General features: G+C 38.2%; 20 protein-coding genes. 1 reads left to right on the top strand and 19 read right to left on the bottom strand.

Going from position 1 to position 25659, the window contains the following annotated elements; genetic code table 11:
* Positions 1-34: 34 nt before the first annotated feature.
* From Q1K34_RS03910 to Q1K34_RS03820, 19 genes are all read right to left on the bottom strand, one after another.
* Positions 35-787 (bottom strand): hypothetical protein, encoded by a 753-nt coding sequence (locus tag Q1K34_RS03910; RefSeq protein WP_300434776.1) that lies wholly within the window; start codon positions 785-787, stop codon positions 35-37.
* A gap of 35 nt (positions 788-822) precedes the next feature.
* Positions 823-1443 carry a hypothetical protein gene (locus Q1K34_RS03905; RefSeq protein ID WP_300434771.1) on the bottom strand — a complete coding sequence of 207 codons (621 nt, stop codon included), beginning with the start codon at positions 1441-1443 and terminating at the stop codon, positions 823-825.
* Positions 1444-1623: 180 nt separating this feature from the next.
* Positions 1624-2022, bottom strand: coding sequence for a hypothetical protein (locus tag Q1K34_RS03900; protein WP_300434769.1), 399 nt, complete (start codon positions 2020-2022; stop codon positions 1624-1626).
* A 259-nt stretch (positions 2023-2281) separates the two neighbouring features.
* Complete coding sequence (locus Q1K34_RS03895; protein WP_300434767.1) at positions 2282-3151, bottom strand: biotin-dependent carboxyltransferase family protein; 870 nt, start codon at positions 3149-3151, stop codon at positions 2282-2284.
* Positions 3141-3872 (bottom strand): 5-oxoprolinase subunit PxpB, encoded by a 732-nt coding sequence (pxpB, locus tag Q1K34_RS03890; RefSeq protein WP_300434764.1) that lies wholly within the window; start codon positions 3870-3872, stop codon positions 3141-3143. The genes Q1K34_RS03895 and pxpB overlap by 11 nt, the downstream gene beginning before the upstream one ends.
* Positions 3872-4612: a 5-oxoprolinase subunit PxpA gene (pxpA, locus tag Q1K34_RS03885; protein WP_300434762.1), complete on the bottom strand. Its 741-nt coding sequence runs from the start codon at positions 4610-4612 to the stop codon at positions 3872-3874. The genes pxpB and pxpA overlap by 1 nt, the downstream gene beginning before the upstream one ends.
* Positions 4613-5833, bottom strand: coding sequence for an Nramp family divalent metal transporter (locus Q1K34_RS03880; RefSeq protein ID WP_300434760.1), 1221 nt, complete (start codon positions 5831-5833; stop codon positions 4613-4615).
* Positions 5830-6993, bottom strand: coding sequence for a DUF2891 domain-containing protein (locus Q1K34_RS03875; protein ID WP_300434757.1), 1164 nt, complete (start codon positions 6991-6993; stop codon positions 5830-5832). Before Q1K34_RS03875 ends, Q1K34_RS03880 begins: the two co-directional genes overlap by 4 nt.
* Positions 6994-7320: 327 nt before the next feature.
* Entirely contained in the window at positions 7321-8859 is a 1539-nt protein-coding gene (locus Q1K34_RS03870) for a YifB family Mg chelatase-like AAA ATPase (protein WP_300434754.1), read from the bottom strand.
* A gap of 245 nt (positions 8860-9104) precedes the next feature.
* Positions 9105-10247: a HAMP domain-containing sensor histidine kinase gene (locus Q1K34_RS03865; RefSeq protein WP_300434750.1), complete on the bottom strand. Its 1143-nt coding sequence runs from the start codon at positions 10245-10247 to the stop codon at positions 9105-9107.
* Between the two features lie 137 nt (positions 10248-10384).
* Complete coding sequence (locus Q1K34_RS03860; RefSeq protein ID WP_300434747.1) at positions 10385-11245, bottom strand: N-acetylglucosamine kinase; 861 nt, start codon at positions 11243-11245, stop codon at positions 10385-10387.
* Between the two features lie 98 nt (positions 11246-11343).
* The gene (gene gap / locus Q1K34_RS03855) at positions 11344-12342 is read right to left on the bottom strand and encodes a type I glyceraldehyde-3-phosphate dehydrogenase (RefSeq protein ID WP_300434745.1); all 999 of its coding nucleotides are present in this window, start codon (positions 12340-12342) and stop codon (positions 11344-11346) included.
* Between the two features lie 16 nt (positions 12343-12358).
* Positions 12359-13345 (bottom strand): 6-phosphofructokinase, encoded by a 987-nt coding sequence (gene pfkA, locus Q1K34_RS03850; protein ID WP_300434743.1) that lies wholly within the window; start codon positions 13343-13345, stop codon positions 12359-12361.
* A gap of 126 nt (positions 13346-13471) precedes the next feature.
* Positions 13472-14917: an alpha-amylase family glycosyl hydrolase gene (locus tag Q1K34_RS03845; protein WP_300434741.1), complete on the bottom strand. Its 1446-nt coding sequence runs from the start codon at positions 14915-14917 to the stop codon at positions 13472-13474.
* 23 nt (positions 14918-14940) lie between these two features.
* Positions 14941-16803, bottom strand: coding sequence for a glycoside hydrolase family 13 protein (locus Q1K34_RS03840; RefSeq protein ID WP_300434739.1), 1863 nt, complete (start codon positions 16801-16803; stop codon positions 14941-14943).
* 52 nt (positions 16804-16855) lie between these two features.
* A complete protein-coding gene (locus Q1K34_RS03835) occupies positions 16856-19162 on the bottom strand; it encodes a glycoside hydrolase family 65 protein (protein WP_300434737.1) in 2307 nt (768 codons plus the stop codon).
* Positions 19162-19827 carry a beta-phosphoglucomutase gene (gene pgmB, locus Q1K34_RS03830; RefSeq protein WP_300434735.1) on the bottom strand — a complete coding sequence of 222 codons (666 nt, stop codon included), beginning with the start codon at positions 19825-19827 and terminating at the stop codon, positions 19162-19164. The genes Q1K34_RS03835 and pgmB overlap by 1 nt, the downstream gene beginning before the upstream one ends.
* Entirely contained in the window at positions 19814-21334 is a 1521-nt protein-coding gene (locus tag Q1K34_RS03825) for an MFS transporter (protein WP_300434733.1), read from the bottom strand. Before Q1K34_RS03825 ends, pgmB begins: the two co-directional genes overlap by 14 nt.
* Before the next feature lie 127 nt (positions 21335-21461).
* Positions 21462-22490, bottom strand: a complete 1029-nt coding sequence (locus Q1K34_RS03820; RefSeq protein ID WP_300434731.1) for a LacI family DNA-binding transcriptional regulator — start codon at positions 22488-22490, stop codon at positions 21462-21464.
* A 222-nt stretch (positions 22491-22712) separates the two neighbouring features.
* On the opposite strand from Q1K34_RS03820, the gene Q1K34_RS03815 reads away from it, so the two are divergent.
* Positions 22713-25640 (top strand): SusC/RagA family TonB-linked outer membrane protein, encoded by a 2928-nt coding sequence (locus Q1K34_RS03815; protein WP_300434728.1) that lies wholly within the window; start codon positions 22713-22715, stop codon positions 25638-25640.
* Positions 25641-25659 lie beyond the last annotated feature (19 nt).

Here is a 25659-nt window from a genome sequence, read left to right as displayed (position 1 = left end):
AAGTATACACAAAATAACTAAAAAGAGAGAAAAGTCAGAATTTGTTATAATTTGCAGTTTTACCTTCCTTTTTCCCATTCATTCTATAATCCATATAAAACCCAATCGTGAATACGGAATATAAAAAAATGTTGGCATAGCGGTGAACCAAAGTATCCAGCTCCATATATAATGGATTTTGTAAACTGAAAAAGCTACTATAAATACTAAGAGGAACCATACACAAGTTCCAGATAACCATTCCTAGAGATATATAGAATCTTATATCACCATAAAAAGTAAGAATTCGATCTGACCTCAAAGTTTCTATATAAAAAATGCCCACACTTGTAAGCATAAGTAAGGTTCCAATAATATTTACATAGGGATCATATGCATTAAAAAATTCTCCAATGGTAAAAAAACTAATAATACTTAATATGGGGTAGATGACTATCAGGTAAATAAGTTTCCTTTTTATTTGAGGGTTTCTCAACGCTTTAATAAATATCCAGGAAACACATAGCGTAGTAATAATTTTGAGGATATTGCCCCACCAGACATTTCTTCGGAAAGGTGAATTCTTATAAAATGATAATTTTTCGTAATCTTCAAGATAGGCCCAGATGGGTAAATAGGCATAAATCTCTAGAAATATAATAAGGACAAGGTAGTATACAAAATATTTGATTTCGGAAGCTACATTACGAGATTTCCTTAAATACCAAATTCCCGCTATCGCCGCGATGATCTCGAAAATATTCCCGACATATAATTTTGTATCCAGAAGAAATTCTACAAGCTTCAAGTAAGGTCATGATTTAACGGTTCAGCATAAAGATATCAGGATCTTTGCAGTATTAGGCTTTGGCGGCTTCTATATTCCATAAAAAATCCTAAAGCAAACATAGAATACATGAAGATATTTGCGTACCTGATCACCGCATAAAATACCTCAAGAAATTCTGTATTCTGAATTGTAATGAAAGCGTCGTAAATGTTAATTGGGATAATTGTCAAATAAGAAATAGAAATGCCAATTGCCATATAAAAAAACAGGCTCTTGTAAAAGTATAATACCTTATCACTCATCATCATCTCAAAAAAGTAAGCAAATATGGATAAAATGATCATAAAGGCTCCCATCATATCATTGATAATAAGATCTCCTTCAAAAAATTCGCCACTAAGTATCATATTAGACACAGCAAAAAAGATGTAAAAGAATATAAGCCATTTTAAAATTCTTTTCATCTTCGTATTTGCTAATTGTCTACGGAATAAATTGGTGTAAAAACAAATAAAATACACCTCCATAATATTATAATACCAAAAGTTACGAGCAATTGGTGATCCTTCAATAAATGGTAAGATCTCATAATTACTGAAATATGCCAGCCCTGCATAATTACCTATCAAATCAATTATTAAAACAGACCAAAGGAATTTTACAAAAAGTTTCAAATCTTTTTGATTTGAATTTGACCTAAGAAGATATATACTGCCTGCCAACGCAGCAACTAACTCCATTAGATAATTGATATAAATTTTGCTTTCTAAAAGATAATTAAACCATTCTGCCATGTAGAAAAAAAAGTAGCCTCTGAAATAGAACTTCAGAGGCAATAATAAAAAAATAAAATTTTAAGGATTTGGGTCGTAAGCCATTGGAGGGATTTTGTTCCCACCTGAATTATATGGTTCAGTATTGTAATCATTTTCAATTTCGGAACCATCAAATTCCGTACTACCACCTCCTCCACTGGTTGGAGCCAGGAAAATGGTACTGGCGTTATTCCCCGGGCCTACATTCTTACCGTAGTTACCAAAATATATGCGGATCCCCGGATTGTCAGAAATATTTTGCTTCACATATTCCAGATACGTCTCCAGTTCTTCAACACTAAACCAGGTTTCGTAAGTGTCTTTAAAGCCGGCTCCCTTAATTGCTTTTCCGGGACTTTTAGCATTATTCGGCTGATTAGAACCTGTCCAGTTTTGACAAAGTTTTTCTGCATCAGATTGTGGAATTCTTTTTCCCATAATTTTCAGATTTAATTAAAAAATTGGTTAGTTCAGAGTTAAAAATAGAATTATTTAGACTTAAATCTGCTTTCATATTTAATAAAGGGGAAAATTCCCCTTTTCACCAATGAAGTTCTAACCTATATTTGTTGAAGTCATTTTAGTAAAGCTAAAGTGTTTTGGGGCAAAAAAGTGCTAACCAAGGTTTGTTATAGTTCTGAGTAGGGTCTTTTCTATAGCGCTAAACTACGGTGGCACTTTTTTATTTATATACAGTCTAGAAATCTGGATATTCCTTCTTATCAAGATAAACCTTTTCTCCTGGAATTTTTTGAGCCAATACCTGTATCCCGTATTCTGAAAGCTGCAGTATCCTGGGATAACCACCGGTAGTCTGGCAATCCCTCATTAGCAAGATCATTTTTCCTGAAGGCGTTAATTGAACCGTTCCTGGCATTACCGGACCTGTGATAATAGCCTCGAGATCATTTTCAAAATCCTCGCGAAACTGAACGGCCATCCGGTTACTGGTTTCCTCGATAGTGAAATCAGAATCAAAGAGTGTTTTTTGCAGTTCTTCAGGTAATTTGTCAAATTCCGGACCCGGAAAAACTTCTATTTTTTTTGACCTTATATAATCAGAATCAATTTTAAGAGAAGAAAAGGTATCTCTTTCCTTTGATTTCTCTGGAGAATAGTACAAAGTCATTCCTTTTTTTAATTTGGAATATTCAGTCAAACCTTCATACCAGCTTTTACTATCCATTAGCTCTTCAGAAATAAATCCGTCATGAATTCCCAGATAGGCGCGAAAACCTGATGCTGGCGAGCCAAATTTCAATTCATCCCCGGCACTTACCTTTATCCTCTCATTAAGCGGTATTGTCTTCCCGTTTATTTTTGCCGAAAAATCTGCGCCACTAATTGCAATCGAGGTTGTTTTATAGAATTTGAAATGTGGTCCCTGCATGGTTATTTCCAAGACCGATGCATTTTCATAGTTTCCTAACACCATGTTGCAAATTCGCATGGCATATCTATCCATCACTCCACTTTGCGGAACACCATATTTTTGAAATCCAAACCTACCCAGGTCCTGAATAGATGAAAATAACCCAGGTTGTAAAACTTCAATTTCAGCTTTCATGATTTTCAAATTTCAAGGTGTAGTTTCCATCTGTAATTTCCTTTTCAATTTCGAGAAATTCAGTTTTGGAAACAGCATTGAATTTAATTTTATCTCCGGCAGAAAAAGGACAGGGAGGCTTCCGGTTTTTATCGAAAAGATCTACCGGAGTTTTGCCTAAAATCTGCCATCCACCGGGGCTGGATTTCGGGTAAATTCCAGTTTGTTTTTCACCTATTCCAACAGCGCCTTTTTCGACTGCTCTGCGAGGTGTTTTTTTTCTGGAAATATAAAGCCTTTCATCAAGCCCTCCCAGGTATAAAAACCCGGGCAGGAAACCTATAAAATAAACCTGGTATAATGGCGCCGTATGCCATTGAATTATTTCATCAATTTCCAGATCCTTCTCTTTAGAAATATACTCCAGATCCAATCCAAATTTTCTATCGTAACATACGGGAATCTGAAAAATTTTGTAGTTCGATATTTTTGGTATATTAGCCTCACTTAAAAGGCTTTTTAACCTTAAAACCTCACTATAGACATCTTCTATAGTGAACATGTAACTTACTAATAACGAGTTATATGTATTTGTTACCTCAACCTTTTCTTTAAATTTAAAATTTTCTATTCTTTTCTTAAAGAAAAGGACCTTGTCAAGTGTTTCAAGACTAATTTCTTTTTTAAAATTTATCAAAATGGAGCGATCTCCCAGGGGTAATATTTGAGGATAATCTGCCATTAAGTATTCTTTACTCCTATTCCTTTTTCGGCAAATTTTTTATGTAAAAATTCGATAATTTCTACTGAAGAAGGAGTGTCACTATGCAAACAAAAAGTATCTGCATCAGCCGATATTTTATCCCCTGAGATTGTTAGAATTTCATGCTCCTGGAATACTGAAAAAACAAGCTTAAAAACCTCTTCTTTTTGAGTGATTAACGCGTTGCTTTTGGAGCGGGAAACAAGACTGTAATTTTTGTTATAATTCCGGTCTCCAAATGCTTCAAAAAACAGATCGAATTTCCCCATTCCAAGTTTCGAAATTTTTGAATTTACCGGTACATATAGGTTGAAATGTGCATCCAGATCTTCAAGGCATTCAAGAATAATCCTGGCAATATTTTCATCTTTTGCGGCATCATTATAAAGGGCACCGTGAAGCTTTACATGGGTAAGTTTCCCACCTTCAGATTCGGCGATTTGTTTCAGGCTCAATACCTGTCCCTCTATAGATAATTTTAGATCTTCTTCAGACATTTCTATATGATTCCTTCCGAAGTTTTGCCTATCGGGATAAGAAGGATGCGCTCCAATTTCAACGCCGTGTTCCATAGCGAGCCTAACCGTTCGGTGCATCGTTTCTAAATTTCCTGCATGGCCTCCGCAGGCAATATTACAGGCAGATATTAACGGCATTAGCTCTTCATCAAACTTTCCACCTTCCCCCAGATCGCAATTTATATGTATGGTCTTTTTCATCTATATATTCTGAATTACACTAAAAATGGACTTTGCTCCCAAAAACACTGCAAGCGCAATCACTATAAAACCAATGATATTCTGAAGAATATTATTCTTATATTCTCCAAGAACAGCATGTTGGTTCACTATCCAAAATAAGAAAATTGCGATGATTGGCAGCACCAGTCCGTTAGCAATTTGGGCAAATTGTATTATTTCCACCGGTTTTATTCCCAAAGAAGAAAAGAAAACACCAAGAATAATGATCCCCATCCAGACCATTTTAAACTTTGTAGACTGCATTCCGCCTTTCCATCCCATACATCCCTTCACCACATAAGCAGCCGCCAGCGGTGCCGTTATTGAAGAGGTGATCCCGGCCGCCAGTAACCCTATAGCGAGGAATACCGTAGCTGAATTCCCAAAGAGTGGTTCCAGACCTACTGCAAGGTCTCCTGCGCTTTCTATATTAGTAATATTAGAAGCAGCCGCACAAATAACGATCGCCATAGAAACCAGGCCTCCCAAAACAATGGAAAAAACCAGTTCCTTTCTCACTGCTCCAAGATATTTTGGTCCGTTCCACTTTTCACTAACCAGAGAGGCATGTAAGAAGAGGTTGTAAGGAACCACCGTGGTTCCCACCAGGGCAATAATAGTAAGAAGCCCGGCATCAAAAGAGCCGGGAATAAATCCTTTAAAAATTTCGGTAATATCGGGTTTGGTCAGGAATGCGGTAAGTATAAACGCAACACTCATAAGCAACACCAGGGCTATAAAAATTTTTTCAAGCTTTTTGTAACTACCCAGGAATAGCAGGAAAAAGGCGATCCCGCCTATTAGTAAACTCCATAAATTGATACTGAATGCTCCCAGATTATAACTCATTGAAGTAAACACAGCTTCCATTCCCAATACAGCTCCTGAAATATTTCCTGCTTCATAGGCTGCATTCCCGATAACTATGGCTGAAAAGATCAGGAAAAGTGTAAATACCCTTATAACAGGATGTTTCATCTCTTCCCGAATACAATCACTAAGACCTTTTCCTGAAATAAGCCCGAGCCGGGCAGACATTTCCTGTAAAACAATGCAGGCAAAAATAGAAATAAGCAAAGCCCAGAGTAAAGAATATCCAAAATTCACTCCGGCTAGACTGCAAACGGTTACCGTACCGGGACCAATAAAAGCTGCCGAAACTAATATTCCGGGACCAAGATTTTTAAAGAAATTTCTCAAGCTTTAGGTCTATTCCCTGATTCTTTTAGCGCATAAATGGCAAAAGTACCCAACCAGTGACCACCTTCATAACTATCACCTACCACATTTGGAAAAGAATAAGAAACATGCTCATTTGCGAGCGATTTTAGGTGTCCGAAAGTTTCCGGATATTGATTTGCAAGGGCATAGAAAACCCAGGCGCGGCTAAAATTAAGACCGTCCAGGTGAACCAGTTTCCCATCTGTTCTATCTGAAACTTCTCCAACTTCCATTTCAAAATCTTCATTTTTAAGTTGCGGCATAAAATCGTCAACCCAAAGGCTAAAGGCATTCTTCGGAAGCACCCTTCTCATAATATCAATTTCAGAAAGACAGGGAGAAAGGAAATCATAGCCACTGGGTTCCCAGGAAACAGGACAGTCATCATCTTCTAAATAAAAATCCTGGGCACGTTTTTTCACTACCTCCATAAGCTTTTCATTTTTGGTGGCCTCGGCATAATCATAAGCAAAGGCTAGTCCAAATGCAGTATTGGTATGTTCCCCTACTCTGATAGGATAATTGAGTTTTGGCAGAAACTCTATATATTTATTTACGATCAAATCTGTGAGTGGCTGGAGATTTTGAGATAGTTCCTCTCCTAATGGGTCTTCCCAGGTTTTTAATTCTTCAGCAAGTTTTAAGAGCCAGGCCCATCCATACGTACGTTCGTAAGAACCACTTTCTTCCCTTTTAAAATAATCTATTTCTGCCTGAATATTTTCTGAACTTAATGATCTTTTTAAACTTTCCCGTATCGCTTCCTTTTTTTCAAGATCTGGAAATCGCTTTAGCAAACTCACAAGGGACCAATGGGCATGAACGGAAGAATGCCAATCAAAACAACCATAAAAAGCCGGATGCAGTTCATGAGGCTCTCCCATAGCTTCTTTATTTTCTAAGGTTTGGCCTAGTTTATTAGGATACTCAGTATCTATACAATTTAGTGGCAGCTCCGCCAATTTATTCGCTTCCTGCAGGTTTAACACCACCGGGGTACTATTTGTAAGGGCATCAGGAATTAAATCTTCTGTATTTAGACTGTCGGTGGAAGTTTTTTTGGAATTATTATCCGGAGATCGATCTCCTTTACAGGAAAATATCCCGAAGCACAAAAAAATTAGAAAAATTCTTTTCATTGGTTTAGGTTATTAATTCCTGAATATGGTAATTTCAGAAATTGTAGATTGGCTTTTTACGGTCTTTCCAAAAATATAAAAAACCAACGTAGGTTTAGTTAAATAAAAAAAAATCTTGAAATCGGCTATTCCGGCGGCAAGCCGTAGGTCTAGTTCGCAGTACCGATAGTTATCTGTATCATTGATCGCTGCGGCTAAACCCTATTTTTTTTATTTTCCTTCACCCGGAACTTCTTTTTAGCTGTTCTGACCTCTCCAAGGGAGAGGTGAAGCGAAAACCCCGAGGCAGAGCCATCGTGGAATTTGTAAGGTTAAAGCTCAAAATATTTAGCCTAACCATCCTTCTCTATCCAGACTTCTGTACTGAATTGCTTCACTTAAATGATCTGCCTTGATCGAATTGCTTTTTCCAAGGTCTGCTATGGTTCGGGAAACTTTCAAGATACGGTCATAAGCCCTTGCTGAAAGATTAAGTTTTTCCATGGCAGCTTTAAGAAGCTGCTTTGAAGAATCTTCCAATCCGCAAAATTCCCTAATTTGCCGGGGGCCCATTTGGGCATTATAATGAATATTTTCAATTTCCTTAAACCGCTCATGTTGTATTTCCCTCGCCCGCGTTACCCTTTCTCTAATAGCAATACTGGATTCCCCCTTTCGTTCTTCACTTAATTTATCAAAGGGAACGGGTGTCACTTCAATATGAATATCGATACGATCTAACAAAGGGCCACTGATCTTACCTAAATATCGCTGCATTTCTAATGGAGAAGAAGTAACCGGCGCTCCGGGATCGTTAAAATAGCCTGACGGACTTGGATTCATGCTGGCCACCAGCATAAAACTCGAAGGATAGGTTACGGTAAACCTGGCGCGCGAAATGGTCACTTCCCTATCTTCCAAAGGTTGCCTCATCACTTCCAAAACTCCGCGTTTAAACTCAGGAAGCTCATCCAAAAACAACACTCCATTATGAGAAAGTGATATTTCACCCGGTTGAGGATAAGTTCCCCCGCCAACAAGTGCAACATCTGAAATAGTATGATGCGGACTCCTAAACGGCCTCTGGGCCATTAGACCCACATTATCCTTTATTCTTCCCGCTACGCTATGAATTTTAGTAGTTTCCAGCGCTTCCTGCAAGGTCATCGGTGGCAGGATACTTGGCAGCCTTTTGGCCAGCATGGTTTTCCCGGCTCCAGGCGGACCTATAAGAATAATATTATGGCCACCGGCCGCAGCGATCTCCATACATCTTTTAATTGATTCCTGCCCTTTTACATCGGCGAAATCGGTCTCAAAATTATTTAAATTCTCAAAAAATATTTCACGGGTATTCACCACTGTCCTTTCCAGTTCAAGTTCAGCATTAAAAAAATCTATAACCTGTTTAATATTGTTAATACCATAAACTTCCAAACCCGATACAATTGCTGCTTCACGGGCATTTTGCTCCGGAAGAATAAAGCCCTTAAAGCCTTCTTTCTTAGCCTGAATAGCAATAGGTAAAGCTCCCTTAATAGGCTGAAGACTACCATCCAGGGATAATTCCCCCATAATAAGATATTCAGCAATATTCCCTGCTTTTATCTGATTGGAAGCTGCGAGGATTCCCAGCGCGAAAGTTAGATCATAGGCAGAACCTTCTTTTCTAAGGTCGGCCGGAGCCATATTGATAATGATCTTTTTACCCGGCAGTTTATAATTATTGTTCTGAAGTGCTGCAGCAATCCTGTAACTGGATTCTTTTACAGCATTATCTGGAAGTCCTACCAGATGATACCCAATCCCCGAAGCTATATTAACCTCTACGGTAATAGTTGTTGCCTCCACGCCAAATACAGCGCTCCCATATACTTTTACCAGCATATATTTTTAAAATTCTCCAAAAGTAGGGATTTGGAAGTATGCTGTTGAAGGTAAGTATTTTAAAACAATAAAAAAATTATTAAAACCGTCTATCCCTCTTGTAATCTTAACAGGTATTTCAGTGTGTTAATAGTATCGGTAGCATTTTGAGGCTCGCCGGCGAAAAATCGATTTTTTTTATTCCCCTTCAACCGCAACTGCAAAAAACCAGTTTGGCCGGTGAATTTATAAACTTATTACAGAATTCAGTTTTCCGAGTAATTTAATTCTGTACGCACCTTACCTGGTTCGTTAAAATCTTTTTGTAAAGTTATAGAAAATGTAGTACCCTCTTCATCGGTACTGTGCAGGTCCACACTACCTCCATGAGCATTAGCGACACTTTTCACTAAAGTTAGCCCCATTCCCCAACTTTCCAATCCGGAATCATGAGAACCATTTCCTCGATTTAGAAAATCAAAAATTTCTGATTGATTTGCCTTATCAATGGCCTTACCATAATTATGCACTTTAATAACTACAGAATTCTCCACTTCTTCAAGTTGAATTTTGATTGTGGTATCTGGAGCTCCGTATTTAACGGCATTCGTTACCAAATTTTCAACCACCCGCCTAATAGCGGTACCATCAAAAATTCCCTTCATACTGTTTGCCTCGGTGTTAAAGGAAATCTCTTTTGTATAAATTTCTGAAGCTTCATCGGCTACCCACTTAATTTCCTTTACAATATCTGTATCAGCAAAATTCAACATGATGCCTTCACCAGCTTTCACGCTGATCGCATCCAGCAAACCTTCAACCAGTTCCAATGACTTTTTTAAACTCCTCATCCCCATCGCGACAAGTTTTTCCTGGCGGTCTTTATCACTGGTTACCTTTAAAATATCAAAAGCAAAATAGGCGGTGGAAATTGGGTTTCTAATGTCATGGGCTAAGGTCCCGATAAGTTTTTCCCGCATTTCCTGTAGTGAATCACTAAACGAGCTAGCAGAATTCAACATTGCAGTTTCCAGAGTATATTTAAGTACAATTCCCACATCCTCCGTGTAAGCCTCTTCGTCTATCAATGTTTCAGTAAGTACCCTGTGAAAAATAATATATTCCTGTAATATTTGTTTTACAGTATAATGAGAGGAGGTTGCCCGGTGTCTTCCATGTTCCAGGCTATTTTGTATAATTTCCTCAAACTGCTCAAATTTTTCAATTTCACTCAAATCATCATATCGATCGATAATATGTGCAATATCTTCCAGTACATTTGGTAATTGATTTCTTAAAGCAAGATTGCTTGAGCTTTTTGCGGCCGGGATTTCCTTTTTTACCCGTCTTTCCCAGATTTCGATAATCCTGGAACTATTCTTTTTTAAAATTTCAGATGCCCGTGTCATTTTCTTGATGCCCCCCTTTTAAACATATAAATCCCTGATTTATAATACGAAAACCAGATTTGCCAAATTTAAGTTAAAAAATAAAAAAACCTGTCACTTTCCATGACAGGTTTAGCATATGGGTTAAAAAAAATTATTTAAGACTTTTTAAGCACGTTTTTTCTATAATGCTCTATTAGAGCATCTATAGGTCTTCTCACAATATTGCCTAGCTCAATTCCATAGGGTTGTAAGACCGCACGAATTATATCTTCACTGAAAAATGCTATAGTCCCAATAAAATGGACAGGAACTGAATTTACCTGTGGATAACTCATAACCCTGGAGTGCACAAAGTCTGTAAGACCTTCATGAAGAAGCTTATAAAAATACCCGTTTCGTTCATTCTTAAAGATAAATTCTGCAAAATGGGCCAGATAAGTGTTTGGATTTTCCTTGCGGTACAAATTGGCCTTTATGGTATCTGAATTCAGGTCGAAATCCTTTTTGAATTTTTCAGCGATTTCCGGGGGCATTCTTTTATAATAATAATCTCTTATAAGCCTTTTTCCGAAGTAATTACCGCTCGCCTCATCCATAAGGATATAGCCCAGGGAATCTACTGCCTGATGAATCTTTTCACCATCAAAATAGCAAGAATTGGAGCCGGTTCCTAAAATACAAACGATCCCGGGTTCAGTAGTAGCAGCATGTACCGCTGCTACCGTATCTTCCATCACCAGCACTTCATCTGCATTCGTAAAATAATTGGCTATGATACTTTTTAATAATTCTCTTGGCGTTGGAGTACCACAACCGGCACCGTAAAAATGTACTTTTTCTATAGTGTCCCTTACTTCGGCAAGCTCAGGATTCTCAGCCAATCTTTCCTCTAATATGGCTTCCTTAAAAACAGCCGGGTTCAGACCTTTACTACGGGTTTTAAAAACCTGTCCCCCTTCATTGTTCAAAAGTATCCAGTCACACTTCGTAGACCCACCATCAGCAATTAATATCATCTTCTTATATGATTAAAATAAACATCAGGAAAAAATAGAGAGGATAAAAAATTAAATTTTATAATCCTAAGCTCTATTTTTTCCTGGTTAAAAATGTTCTATAAAGTAGCCACGTGAGCAGCCAGGTCTACTAATTTTGAAGAATACCCGTACTCGTTATCATACCAGGCGATCAATTTGAAGAATTTATCGTTCAGCTCAATCCCGGCTCCGGCATCAAAATTACAGGTATGCGGATCTGAAACATAATCCTGGCTTACCACTTCTTCCTCTGTATAAGAAATTACCCCTTTGTAATCTCCATCTGCAGCTTTCTTGAAAGCAGCCTTGATTTCGTCATAACTCGTAGACTTTTCAGTTTTTACGGTAAGGTCTACGACAGAAACATCTGTAGTTGGCACTCTAAATGCCATTCCCGTAAGCTTTCCTTTTAAGGAAGGGATCACTTTTGTTACTGCAACTGCAGCTCCGGTTGAACTTGGGATGATATTCGCCATCGCGCTTCTTCCCAGTCTAAAGTTTTTCTTCGACGGTGAATCAACTGTAAACTGAGTAGAAGTAGAGGCATGTACCGTAGTCATTAATCCTTCAACCAAACCAAATTCGTCATCGATCACTTTTGCAAGTGGTGCGAGACAGTTTGTAGTACAGGAAGCATTAGAAACGATATTCTGATCTGCTTTAACATCCTGGTGGTTTACCCCCATTACAAACATAGGAGCGGTTTTAGAAGGTGCTGAAATCACCACTTTTCTTGCTCCGGCATCAAGGTGAGCTTTTGCATTGTCAAGATCTGTAAAGATTCCGGTACAATCCATTACTACCTCAACTCCGGCATCACCCCACTTAAGATCTGCAGGATTTTTTTCTGAAGTTACCCTTATCTTATTTCCATCAACAAAAAGGCTTCCGTCTTTTACTTCAACAGAACCTTTATATTTTCCGTGTACTGAATCATATTTAAGCAGGTAAGCCAAATGATCTACATCCAGTAAATCGTTAATAGCTACAACTTCTACGTTTTCATTTTGGGCAGCAATTCGAAAGGCTATTCTTCCAATACGCCCAAATCCGTTAATTCCAATTTTTGTACTCATTTTCTTTGGTTTTTAATTATACCGAAGTGATGTCTGCCACCCTCCGTAATTCTTTATCTATTTTTGCATCACCTTTAATTGCAGTTAACAGGTCTACATGAACTACTTTTTGATGATGTATTCCAATCATAATTTCAGATTTACCTTTCATAAGAGCTTCTACTGCTCCAACACCCATTTTACTGGCCAACACGCGGTCAAAACAGCTTGGCGAACCGCCGCGTTGTATATGCCCCAGAACTGAAACCCTTATTTCATATTCGTCCATGTTCTCTTCAATATATGAAGCCAGCTCAAAGATGTTCTTTCCACTTTTTTCCCCCTCGGCAACAACGATAATACTGGAAGTCTTTCCAGATTTCTTACTTTTCCGCAGGGAATCAATAAGCCGTTCAACACCTAAATTCTCTTCCGGTATAAGGATTTCTTCAGCTCCGGCACCAATTCCACTATTTAAAGCAATATCACCGGCATCACGCCCCATTACCTCTATAAGAAAAAGCCTGTTATGGGAACTTGCCGTATCGCGAATCTTATCGATGGCTTCCACCACCGTGTTCAACGCAGTGTCATATCCCAGCGTAAAATCTGTTCCATTGATGTCATTATCTATGGTAGCAGGAATACCCACGGTAGGAAAACCAAATTCATTGCTGAAAAGCTGGGCTCCCGTAAAGGTTCCGTCTCCCCCAATCACTATTAAGGCATCCACTTTATTAGTTTGAAGGTTTTCAAAAGCTTTTTTCCTTCCTTCTTTAGTTTGAAATTCTTTGGAGCGGGTAGACTTTAAAAATGTTCCTCCTTTATTAATGATATTTCTAACCGAGCGAGCATCCAATGGCTCAAAATCGGCTTCTATAAGTCCCTGGTAACCTCTAAAAACGCCAGTGCATTCAAGTTTATAGAATGAACAGGCACGAACCACTGCTCGAATGGCAGCGTTCATTCCAGGAGCATCACCTCCGGAGGTTAGAACTGCGATGTTTCTAATATTTTCAACCATTTAGTCCAAAGCTAATCTCTTTCAAACCGATAACCTAATTTCGGAAAAAACTAAAACGTTTTCGGTTAATAACTAATAAAAAAAAGCCGCAGTTAAGCGGCTTTTTTCAAATATTTATGACTTTAACTACTTATTTATCAAAATTTTGTACTCCCAGGGGTTAAATTTTAGTTCCTGCTCTTTCGAAACAGAGAATTCAGTTCCACCCATATAGTCTTTAAAATTACCTTGCATTTCGGTTGTGAATGAAACAGGCTCTTTGCTCATATTCGCAATAAAATACAAAGTCTCTCCCTCTTTTTCTCTTTTGAAAAGCAGTACTTTTTCTTCCGCTGAATTCTTTACTGCCGTATAGGAAGCTTTATTCTTTCCACCATTCAATGCGGGATTTGTATTTTTTAGCTCTCCAAGTTTTTCAAGAATTGGGTATATTTTACCTTTGGTTTTCGGGATGGTATCTTTTTCAAAAAACAATAACCTTTTATCCATATCATATTCCTGTCCGCTATAGATCAACGGCATACCGGGAATGGTATAAGTCATGGCCAGCATTGCTTCTGATGCATCTCCCATGCGCTCTCTTACCGTTCCCGCCCAGGAGTTCTCATCATGATTGGTCACAAAATTCATTAGAAAATCGTCTTCCTGAAAAGTGGTATCGATCTTTTTCATATAATTATCCCAGTCTTTGGCATTTTTCTTACCCTGGGCGATCTCGTTCATTAAATGATGGCCTTCCCAGTTATAGCCCATTTCAAAAGCATTATGGAAAAGTTCTTTAGGATCCTGGGCTTCTGCCAGCATAATTAATGGTTTTTCCTCATTTAAGGTTTTGGCTGCCGACTCCCAGAAATCTGTAGGAACCGAGTGTGCCGCATCTGCTCGAAAACCATCAATATCATGCTCTTTTACCCAAAACAACATCTCTTCAATCATTTTCTGACGCAACTCCTCATTATCAAAGTTCAGATCTGCGACATCTGTCCAGCCCCAGGGTTCACCGGTGGCATCATTTATAGGATCTGTAATCTCGCCATCTTTTCCTTTTGTATAATATTCTGGATGCTCGGTAATCCAGGCATGATCCCAACCTGTATGATTGGCTACCCAATCCAGGATAACATACATGCCATTATCATGAGCAGTTTGCACCAGCTCATCAAAATCCTGCATATTTCCATGTTCCGGGTTTACGGCGGAATAATCTGAAATTGAATAATAACTGCCTAAATATTTCTTACGCTCTTCAGGATCTTCTATATCCTCCACATCTTTACCTCCGGTCGCTTTTCTATTCTTTTCAGAAATTGGATACATCGGCATTAGCCAGATCACTTTCACTCCTAATTCTTTTAACTGTGGAATATCTTTGGTGAAAGCATCAAAAGTACCTTCCGGAGAATATTGCCGAATATTTGCCTCATAGATCACCGCAGTTTCCATCATCTCATCACTAACTGGCGCAAGGCTGTCTTTTTTTGTTTCTTCTACAGAAGAATTTTCCTGATTAGATTCATTTTTGCATGATATCAGAAAACTGACTACCATTAAAAGCAATATTAGTTTTTTCATTTTATACAATTTTATCGATTGAATTAGTCGTTGAATTTAGTGGTAAAAAAATAGGCTCCGCGCTTAGGAAGTGTAAGAGTATTATTCCATTGCATCTTTTCTCCTGAAATCAAATTTTTAAACTCAAGTCCGTCAAATCCCAGTTCTTCAAATCTTTTTAAATCCAGGTTTACCGAATCTTCATTTCGGTTTAAGATCAATATCACTTTCTCATCATCTGAAATTCTCGAAATCAGATAAACTCCATTTTCCGGAGCGAAATGAATAGTTTGCCCATTCTGAATCGCTTTACTATCCTTACGGTAATTAAGAATAGTTTTCAAAAAAGACTGCATATCTTCCTGATCTTCAGTTAAGCCTTCCCCCGTAAAAGCATTGACTTCGCTGTCTTCCCAACCCCCCGGAAATTCTGTTCGTATCAAGCCATGATCGCCCGGATTTTCAGAATCGTCCATTAAAATTTCAGTTCCGTAATAAATTTGAGGAATTCTGGGAAGCATCAAAATATAACTTAAAGCCATTTTCGTATTCGGAATATCTTCTTTAAGCTGAGTAAAAATTCTACTCATATCATGGTTGTCCGGAAATATCATAATATTTTCGGGAGACTCATAGGCAAAATCGTTAGCCAGTCCGGTATACAATTTATCCAGCCCGCGTTCCCAGCCCTGATCTTCATTGAGGCCTTCAACGATCTTAGATTGCATGGCAAAGTCCATGGTACTTGGCAGATTGGAATCATAGCCATTATCTACGCCATCCTGCCAGTATCTTATTAGAAGCGGATTATTGCTCCACTCCTCGCCAACAATATTAAAGTTAGGGTATTCGGTCATGATCGCTCCGGCCCAGTCGCTCATAAAAGCTTTATCGGGATAAGGATAGGTGTCCTGGCGAATGCCACCAAGGCCTAAAGTTTCTATCCACCAGATGCTATTCTGAATTAGATATTTAGCCATAAAAGGATTTCGCTGATTTAGATCTGGCATGGTATCTACAAACCAGCCTTCACTTAATTTCTTTTTATCAACTTCTGAAGCATACAAATCCATATTGGCAGTTCTCTTATGGTTAGAATGAATCATTTTTTCTCCGTTTTCATATAACTCCTGATAATTAATCCAGTTGTTAAACGGAAGATCGTCCATCCACCAGTGTTCTACGCCGGCGTGGTTCGCTACCTGGTCCATGATTAGCTTTATTCCTCTTTCATCTGCTTTCTGAGCCAGTTCTTTATACTCCTCCAGTGTTCCAAAACGCGGATCTACTTTATAGAAATCGGTCATGGCATACCCGTGATAAGAACCAGATTTCATATCATTAATAAGTAGCGGAGAAGACCAAAGCGCCGTAAAACCCATTTCATCTATATAATCCAGGTGCTCTATAATTCCACGAATATCACCACCATGACGGGCATAATCATCACTTCGATCTATGCTTTTTTCATTTAAAGTTTTATCGATATCGTTGGAAGGATCTCCATTTGCGAAACGATCTGGAGTGATTAGATATACCGCATCGGTATTATCAAAACCCACATAATCTTCCGCAGGTTTTGTACGGGATTTTAGTTGATAATTATAAGTTTCATTCTTTCCATCAGGCATTTTGAAAATGAGGTCGAAATTTCCCGGTTTAGCTGTTTCTGAAATTTTAAGATCCAAAAAGAGGTAATTCGGACTATCGGCACGATGGACCTGTTCCAGGCTCACTCCCGGATAATCTAATTCGAGGGTCGCTTTTCCAATATTTTCACCATAGACCATTAGCTGAAGTTCAGCATCTTCAAATCCAAGCCACCAGTTTGGTGGCTCTACTCTTTCAATTTGAGCCAGGGCATTAAATCCTGTTACTAGAAAAGCAATTAAAAATAAATTTTTCATATCATAAATATTTGAAAAAGGCTTCCTCAGTACTCAGGAAGCCTCTAAAATTTTAAGCACTCACCGGTGTATTTGGCATTACCGCAACCGGCTCTCCATTTACAAGAATATCCAAAGAATCATTTCCTTCCAGGGTAAATTCTGTCTTATCTGCAGACACATCCACCTTCAGGATTCGATCTCTAAAATTCACTTTGAAAGAATAGGCTTTCCATTGTTCCGGAATTTGAGGTTTAAAAGAAAGTTGATCGTTCTCTACCCGCATTCCACCAAAACCTTCTACAATGCTCATCCATGTTCCAGCCATACTGGTGATGTGGCAACCTTGCTCCACTTCCTTGTTATAATCATCCAGATCCAGCCTTGAAGTTCTTACATAAAAATCGTAAGCCTGTTCCATCCTACCAAGAACCGCCGCCTGAATACTATGTACACAGGGAGACAACGAAGATTCATGAACGGTTAACGGCTCATAGAAATCAAAATGCTTTTCAAGTTCTTCTTTGCTGAAATGATCTTCAAAGAAATAGAATCCCTGTAACACATCTGCCTGCTTGATATAGCAGGATCTCAAAATTCTATCCCAGCTCCATTTCTGGTTGATGGGGCGCTGTTTTTTATCCAATTCGGCCACGGGAATGATCTCCTTGTCCAGAAATCCATCCTGCTGAAGATACACTTCATATTCCTCGGAATATGGAAAATACATTTCTTCGGCTACTTCTTTCCACTTAGATAATTCTCCTTCATTAAGGGCTGTTAACCCCATTACACGCTTGTAATCATCTTCATACCCATCCTTTACTTTGTCTATCATTAACAGACAGTATTCAATACACCATTTAGCTATATAATTGGTATACCAGTTATTATGAACGTTGTTTTCATATTCATTAGGACCGGTAACACCAAGAATCACATACTTGTTCTTTTGTTTGCTGAAGTTTGCCCTTTGATGCCAGAACCTGGCAATAGCGATCATAACTTCCAGTCCTTTTTCAGGAATATAACTGAAGTCGCCGGTAAAACGAACATAGTTATAAATGGCAAAAACCATGGCACCGTTACGATGAATTTCCTCAAACGTGATCTCCCATTCATTATGACTTTCCTCCCCATTCATAGTCACCATAGGGTATAAAGCAGCACCGTTTATAAAACCAAGTTTACTGGCATTTTCCTTTGCTTTTTCTAAATGATGATGTCTGTAGGTAAGTAGTTTTCTGGCAACTTCCTGATCTTTTGTCGCCATATAAAACGGGATACAATATGCTTCGGTATCCCAATAGGTACTACCACCATATTTCTCCCCGGTAAAACCTTTTGGACCAATATTCAGTCTTTCATCTTTACCTAAATAAGTCTGATTCAGCTGAAAAATATTGAAACGGATTCCCTGTTGCGCTTTTACATCTCCAGAAATGGTAATATCTGCCATTTCCCAGATCGCTACCCAGGCTTCTTTTTGTTCATTCTTTAGCTGATCAAAATTCTTATCCAAAGCTTCCTCTAAAACTAATGCCGCAGCCGAAATTAAATCAGCTTTTTTATGGTTCATATCGGTAACATAACCGGCATATTTTATGATCCCGGCTGTTTCACCTTTATTTGCAGCTACCGAATAAGAAAAAGAAAGTCTGTCTTCCCCTGTTCTCACTTCAGGAATTTGAGTTTCTTTTTCTCCATTCAGAAGAATTTCAGATTGCATATAGGTGCCTACATGAAATTCAGTCTTCAGGGTTTTAGATACTATAAATCCGCGCTCCTCTTCATGCTTTACTTCCAGAGTTTCCCAGAAACGTTCTTCCCAGTTAGCATCGGTATTGGTGATACTTCCATCTAAATAGGGGTCAAAACGGACTTCAGCATCCATATTTAAAGGAGTTACTTCAAATTTTATAACGCCTAATTCATCTTCTACAATAGAAAGAAAACGAATTGCTTTTACCTCTATTTCCACTCCGTTAGGTAGCGTTGCTTCAAAAGTCCGAGCCAGATAACCTTCTTTCATATTTAATTCCCTGCGGAAATTCTTTACATTCTTACAGGTATAAAGATCTAAGGCTTCATCATTCACAAAAACATTGATCCCAATCCAGTTTGGAGCATTTAATACCTTTGCAAAATATTCCGGGTAACCATTTTTCCACCAGCCTACTTTAGTCTTATCTGGATAATAAACACCTCCAATATAACTTCCCTGAAAACTGGGTCCTGAATATTGTTCTTCAAAATTGGCCCTTTGGCCCATCGCCCCATTGCCAATGCTGAATAAGCTCTCTGAAGATTTTACTCTTCCTGCATCGAATTCTTCTTCAATAATGGACCACTCGTCCGGTTTTATATAATCCTGATTCATTACTTCTCGTTTCTCAATAATTTTTCAATAAATTCTATTTCAATTTCAGTGAAATCGGCGAAAACATAATCTGCTTCATGAAGCACTTTTTCATTGCCAATTCCAATACTTTTCATCTTCCCGATATTGGCGGCATGTACTCCTGCAACCGAATCTTCAAAGACCACACAGTTTTGTGCAGTTGTATTTAATTTTTCAGCTGCGATAAGAAATACTTCGGGATCTGGTTTTGCTTTAGTTACATCTGTACCATCCACGATAGCATCAAATTTATCATAGAGATCAATCTTTTTCAAGATAGTTCTGGCGTTCTTACTGGCAGAACCAAGCGCAAAAGGAATCTTATGTTCCATTAGATAACTTAAAATCTTAGGAACTCCTGGTAGAATTTCAGACTTATCCATTTCATCCACATAAGAGAGATAATTTTCATTTTTAAGAGCCATCTGCCTATGGAAGTCTTCTTCAGAGAGTTCCATCTCTCCCCATTTAAGAATTTTCTTTAAGGATTCTATTCGGCTTACTCCTTTTAACTGCTCATTCTGTGCTTCGGTAAAATCGAAACCGAGATCATTAGCCAGTTTTCTCCACGCCAAAAAATGAAATTTGGCGGTATCTACTATCACTCCATCCAGATCGAATATGAATGCTTTATGATTGCTCATCTATATTTATTCTTTTATTTGTTTGAACTCTGAGGGTTAAAAGCCCCGATAAGATCATGGAACCACCTCCCACCATTAAAGCGTAGATAGGTTCTCCATTAAATAATTCTTTAACAAGGAAACCAAGAATGGTCGCCGCTACAATTTGAGGGATCACAATAAAGAAGTTGAAAACTCCCATATAATAACCCATTTTTGAAGATGGTAAAGCACCAGATAACATCGCGTAAGGAATAGATAAAATACTGGCCCAGGCCACACCAACTCCTACCATTGCTAATAATAACCCAACTTTATCACCTAAAAAATAAACTGAAATTAGACCAAGACCTCCCATGGTCAGGGCAAGTAGATGGGTTATTTTATTACTTGTTCTCCTGGCTAAGACCGGCAACAAAAATGCTACCGCCGCCGCTACCCCATTGTATACGGTGAACATCACTGTCACCCAATCAGCAGCATCATTATATGATTCTGAAGTGGTATCTGTAGTTCCAAAAACGTGGCCTGTTACTGCGGGAGTGGTATAGATCCACATGGAAAATAAAGCGAACCAGGAAAAGAACTGCACCCACGCCAATTGCTTCATGGCCGGAGGCATATTCAACATATCGGTAATAATGATGGTGAAGCCATTACGAACCTTATTTTTTCGTAAGCTGGAAACTACCATAAAGAGTAAACCCGCGATGATTAAACCTATGAATAGAATATATAGCTCTTTGGTGAGCCCATTCTGAAAAATAAGAAATGAAATGACCACCCCAATAATTGTCATTACCAAACCGGTAATGAACTGGTTACGAATATTCTTAGATTTATCTACTACCTCAACACGTGCCGGTTTATCTTTAAGCTTTTCCTTCTCAAATGCTTCTAATTCTTCAGGAGAATATTCTTTAGATTTGATCACCGTCCAGATAACGGCCAGGAAGAAAACTACCCCTCCAACATAAAAAGACCATTTAACCGAATCTGGTATAATACCTTCAGGAGCTGTATTGCTTATCCCGAACCAGTTGGTGAACATATAAGGAAGCATTGACCCAACTACGGCTCCTACTCCAATAAAAAAGCTTTGCATGGCAAAGCCCAGTGTTCTCTGCCTATCGGGTAAATTATCCCCAACAAATGCCCTGAAAGGTTCCATCGAAATATTAATGGAAGCATCCATCATCCATAATGTTCCGGCCGCAACCCAAAGAGTTGGGGAATTCGGCATTATAAATAAGGCTATTGAAGAAAGAATTGCGCCAATGAGAAAATAAGGTCTTCGTCTTCCCAATCTCGTCCACGTTTTATCACTGAAATACCCAATGATTGGCTGAACTACAAGACCGGTCACAGGTGCTGCAATCCAGAGGATTGGAATATCCTCTACGCTTGCTCCAAGAGTTTCAAAAATCCTTGAAGTGTTGGCATTTTGTAAGGCAAAACCGAATTGAATTCCCAGAAATCCGAAACTCATATTCCAGATCTCCCAGAAGCTTAAGGTACGTTTACGCATATCGTATTTTTTATCGTCTACGATAAGCACTAAGACTTATCAAAACTTAATAAAGGTAGGAAGTAAAAATATAAGTTTTGATAAATTTCAACGAGGGCAAATATATGTATTTTTTAAAACGAACGCCTTATTTCTTCGATTTTGTTGAATTTCGCGTTACAAGTTCGGTCTCCACAATAATGGTTTTATAGTAATCATCTTCGCTTGGCGTACGTTCTAATTTCTCGATCAAAAGTCGGGCAGATTCTTCTCCCATCTTCATCCCATGCTGACTTACCGTTGTTAAGCTCGGAATAAACCTCTTTGATAATTCACCATCGGTGAAACCAATAACTGAAACATCTTCGGGCACCTTTTTTCCCTGTTCCTGAATTGTCTTTATGGCAGAAATAGCAAAATGTTCGTTGACAGCAAAAACGCCATCTACTTTTTTATTCTTCAGAAATTCCTCAATTTCAGCCTCACTATTCTCCATTTCCTCAATCTTCAGGATTAAATCTTCATTTATTTCGATATTATTTTCAACCAAAGCCTGTTTATACCCGTGAGTACGCAGTTTTCCCACACTCACATAATCTACCGTAGATATTAAAGCAATGTTTTTACATCCACAGTCTATTAGATACTGAACGGCTTTTTTTCCGCCGGTAACATCATCTATAATTACCTTATCACAGGCTATATCGTCTACCACCCTGTCAAATAACACCAATGGCATTCCCTGGTTAATCGCCTCCTTTAGGTGGTGATAATCTCCTTTTTGCATGGTTTCCTTGGCAAGGGAAAGAATAAAACCATCGGTGCTTCCATTGGCAAGCATTTCCATATTCAGGACTTCCTTATCAAATGAATTATCTGAAAGACAAACAAAAACGTTATATCCCATTTCATTGGCAACCTTTTCTACTCCACTAATAACTGTAGTGAAGAAATGGTGTACAATCTCCGGAATGATTATTCCTATAGTTTTGGTCTTTCGATTTTTAAGACTTAAAGCTATATTATTGGGCTTATAATTATAGTGTTTTGCAAAAGCCTTTATCTTCTCCCGGGTTTCTTCCCCAATTTCAGGACTATCCCTAAGGGCTTTTGAAACGGTAGAAATTGATACTTCTAATTCTTTCGCAATTTTTTTAAGGGTAAGTTTTGGCTTCATTTAGGTTGTATATTCTTAAAAATGTAAGGCTTAAATTTTCGAGTCAGCAAATTAACCATATTTTAATTGGCAAAGTCTTAAGAACAAAAAGTTTTCAACACGAAAACGTTTTCGTCGCAGTAATAACGCTATCTCACCGAGTATTGGTAAAGAATTTACATACATTTAACCTCAGGAAGTAAAGATATAAGGTTAATTTTTAGTAAAACCAATAGAAAATTTATGAAAACTTTAATTAAAAGTGCATTGTTTATGCTGTTTCTGCTACCAATGAGCTTTTTTGCCCAAAACACCGTTAGCGGTACTGTGATAGAAAGCGCCACAGGTTTACCAATTCCAGGTGTAAATGTAATTGTTCAGGGTACTTCAAATGGTACTACAACAGATTTTGACGGTAATTATACGATTGAAAATGTTGCCAATGACGATATTCTTACCTTCTCCTTTTTAGGCTTTGCTACTCAGGAGATTCCTTATGAGGGACAGGCTACTTTAGACGTTTCGCTAGACGAAGATGCAGCTTCCCTTGATGAAGTTGTATTAATAGGTTATGGTGCAACTACCGAACAGGATGCAACCGGTGCCGTAGATAAAATTTCACCGGAATCATTCAACCAGGGAGCCGTGGTATCCCCTCAGGAGCTTATCGCAGGTAAATCTGCCGGGGTTCAAATTACTCCAAGTGGTGGTGCGCCAGGCGAAGGTGGAACTATTCGTATTCGTGGAGGTGCATCACTTTCAGCTTCCAATGATCCATTAATTGTTGTAGACGGTGTTCCATTAGATCAACGAGGAGTACAGGGATCAAGGAATGCACTCAACTCCATTAATCCTAATGAAATCGAAAACTTTGTGATTTTAAAGGATGCAGCCGCCACTTCCATTTACGGTTCCAGGGCTTCTAATGGGGTAATCCTTATCACTACCAAGACAGGAAAAAAAGATTCCCCGTTTCAATTTACCTATGACGTGAAAATTTCCGCAGGAAAAATTATGGATAAGGTAGATGTGCTAAATGCTGATCAATTTAGAGAGCTTATCCAAAACACACCAGGTACCAATCCTGATTTATTAGGAGATACCAGTACAGATTGGCAAGACCAAATCTATCAAACTGCAGAAGGTGTGATACATAACCTCACTGCTTCTCAGGGATTCGGTAATTTTTATTATCGTGTCAATTTTAACCATACAGAGGAAAAAGGAGTACTCAAAAGGGATTATTATGAAAGGAATGCACTAAATATAGCTCTGAATCAGGATTTATTTGACAATAAACTTAAGTTCACTCTAACTTCGAAAAACAGTCTTGATCAAAATAGATTTGCCAATCGGGGAGCAATTGGAGCTGCGGTAGCTTTTGACCCTACCCAGCCAATATTTGACCCGGGCAGTCCTTTTGGCGGCTATTTTGAATTTACCAGACAAACCGATGATGGAATCACTCAACAAAACCTGGCGACGAAAAACCCTCTTGCCCTTCTGCAGCTAACAGATGACTCTAACCAGGTAAGAAGATCTATTACCAATTTAAATACAGAATATAGATTTCATTTTCTGCCAGAACTAAAGGCAGTGGTAAATGCAGGATTTGATTATGCCGAAGCAGACGGAAGTACTTTTACTCCTTTAACTTCCGCAGCAAATACAACCAATATAGAACAGTTTAGTAATTACGATAATATAAACCGTAACCTTTTATTGGATACCTACTTAAATTATAAGAAACAGATAGACTTCTTTGACACTGATATAGATCTTACTGCAGGACATTCTTTCCAGGAATTTTACAGTTATTCTAACAGTGTTGGAACTGAACAGGATCAGATCATAGATTTTCCAGAAAGCATTAACCGTAATGCGCTGGAATCTTACTTCGCGAGGGCAAGTTTTGATATTAATAATCGATATTTAATTTCAGGAAGCTTCCGTGCAGATGGTTCTTCAAGGGTGGCACCACAAAACAGGTGGGGATATTTCCCTGCCGCTTCTGTAGGCTGGAAAGTTCATAACGAAGCATTTCTGGAGAATTCTAATTTTTTAACACAACTTAAATTAAGGGCCGGATATGGAGAAACAGGAAATTATGAAATTGGAAGAAATTATGGATACCTAGGTCTTTACACTCCAAGTATAGGTGGAGCGAGGTACCAATTTGGCAATGAATTTGTACCAACTTTAAGACCAGAAGAATTCGATGAAAATTTGAGATGGGAAACATTGATTAATTATAATGCTGGTATAGATTTTGGATTTTTTGACAATAGGTTGAGTGGATCTATAGATGGATATTATCGGGAAACTAAAGATCTAATTGCTACTGTTCCCGTTCCTGCTGGTGCAAACCTTTCAGATCAATTATTAACTAATGTGGGAGCTACGGTGAGTAAAGGGATTGAAATAGGCCTTACTGGGGATATCGCCCGTAGTGAAAACTTTAACTGGACCCTCAACTACAATATCACCTTTCAGGAACGTGAAATTACGGAACTGAGTCTGGGAGAAAACCCAAACTTCTTTATCCCACAAGGAGGTATAAGCGGTGGAGTTGGTAATACTGTCCAATTATGGAAAGAAGGTTTTGACCCTACGACATTTTTCGTATTCCGTCAGGTTTATGATCAAGAAGGAAACCCAATCGAAGGCGCTTACGTAGATGTAAATGGCGACAACCAAATTACTGAAGCTGACAGACAGGCTTATAAAAAAGCCACGCCAGATTATTTTATGGGACTTACCAATACTATGAATTATAAAAATTTCGACCTGAATTTTACCTTCAGGGGAAATTTTGGAAATTATATCTATAATAATACTCAGTCTGCCAATGGATTTATTGAAGCAGGGACTAATACTCCTTCCGATTATTATTCTAATCTGAATGCAAATGTATTGGAAACAGGCTTTGAGAATAGTCAGTTTTTTTCAGACTATTATATAAGAAGTGCAGATTTTGTAAAATTAGATAACCTAAGTATTGGATATACCGTAGCAGGAGAAGAGGTAGATTTTAGAGCTTCAGTTACAGCTTCTAATGTGTTGACCATAACTAACTATGAAGGATTGGATCCTGAAGTATTTGGAGGGATAGACAATAATTTCTATCCAAGATCAAGAAGATATGTACTTGGATTAAGTATTACTTTTTAAGAATGAACAGAAAAATATA

This window comes from Christiangramia sp., from assembly GCF_029937855.1.
GTDB lineage: Bacteria > Bacteroidota > Bacteroidia > Flavobacteriales > Flavobacteriaceae > Christiangramia.
The sequence above is the reverse complement of the archived record's forward strand: the minus strand, read 5'-3'. Positions and strand labels throughout refer to the sequence as shown.

Coding starts and splice junctions, on each gene's coding strand:
- Q1K34_RS03900 (WP_300434769.1), bottom strand. CDS start 2,022: ATGGGAAAAAGAATTCCACAATCTGATGCAGAAAAACTTTGTCAAAAC.
- Q1K34_RS03895 (WP_300434767.1), bottom strand. CDS start 3,151: ATGAAAGCTGAAATTGAAGTTTTACAACCTGGGTTATTTTCATCTATT.
- pxpB (WP_300434764.1), bottom strand. CDS start 3,872: ATGGCAGATTATCCTCAAATATTACCCCTGGGAGATCGCTCCATTTTG.
- pxpA (WP_300434762.1), bottom strand. CDS start 4,612: ATGAAAAAGACCATACATATAAATTGCGATCTGGGGGAAGGTGGAAAG.
- Q1K34_RS03875 (WP_300434757.1), bottom strand. CDS start 6,993: ATGAAAAGAATTTTTCTAATTTTTTTGTGCTTCGGGATATTTTCCTGT.
- Q1K34_RS03870 (WP_300434754.1), bottom strand. CDS start 8,859: ATGCTGGTAAAAGTATATGGGAGCGCTGTATTTGGCGTGGAGGCAACA.
- Q1K34_RS03865 (WP_300434750.1), bottom strand. CDS start 10,247: ATGACACGGGCATCTGAAATTTTAAAAAAGAATAGTTCCAGGATTATC.
- Q1K34_RS03860 (WP_300434747.1), bottom strand. CDS start 11,245: ATGATATTAATTGCTGATGGTGGGTCTACGAAGTGTGACTGGATACTT.
- gap (WP_300434745.1), bottom strand. CDS start 12,342: ATGAGTACAAAAATTGGAATTAACGGATTTGGGCGTATTGGAAGAATA.
- pfkA (WP_300434743.1), bottom strand. CDS start 13,345: ATGGTTGAAAATATTAGAAACATCGCAGTTCTAACCTCCGGAGGTGAT.
- Q1K34_RS03845 (WP_300434741.1), bottom strand. CDS start 14,917: ATGAAAAAACTAATATTGCTTTTAATGGTAGTCAGTTTTCTGATATCA.
- Q1K34_RS03840 (WP_300434739.1), bottom strand. CDS start 16,803: ATGAAAAATTTATTTTTAATTGCTTTTCTAGTAACAGGATTTAATGCC.
- Q1K34_RS03835 (WP_300434737.1), bottom strand. CDS start 19,162: ATGAATCAGGATTATATAAAACCGGACGAGTGGTCCATTATTGAAGAA.
- pgmB (WP_300434735.1), bottom strand. CDS start 19,827: ATGAGCAATCATAAAGCATTCATATTCGATCTGGATGGAGTGATAGTA.
- Q1K34_RS03825 (WP_300434733.1), bottom strand. CDS start 21,334: ATGCGTAAACGTACCTTAAGCTTCTGGGAGATCTGGAATATGAGTTTC.
- Q1K34_RS03820 (WP_300434731.1), bottom strand. CDS start 22,490: ATGAAGCCAAAACTTACCCTTAAAAAAATTGCGAAAGAATTAGAAGTA.
- Q1K34_RS03815 (WP_300434728.1), top strand. CDS start 22,713: ATGAAAACTTTAATTAAAAGTGCATTGTTTATGCTGTTTCTGCTACCA.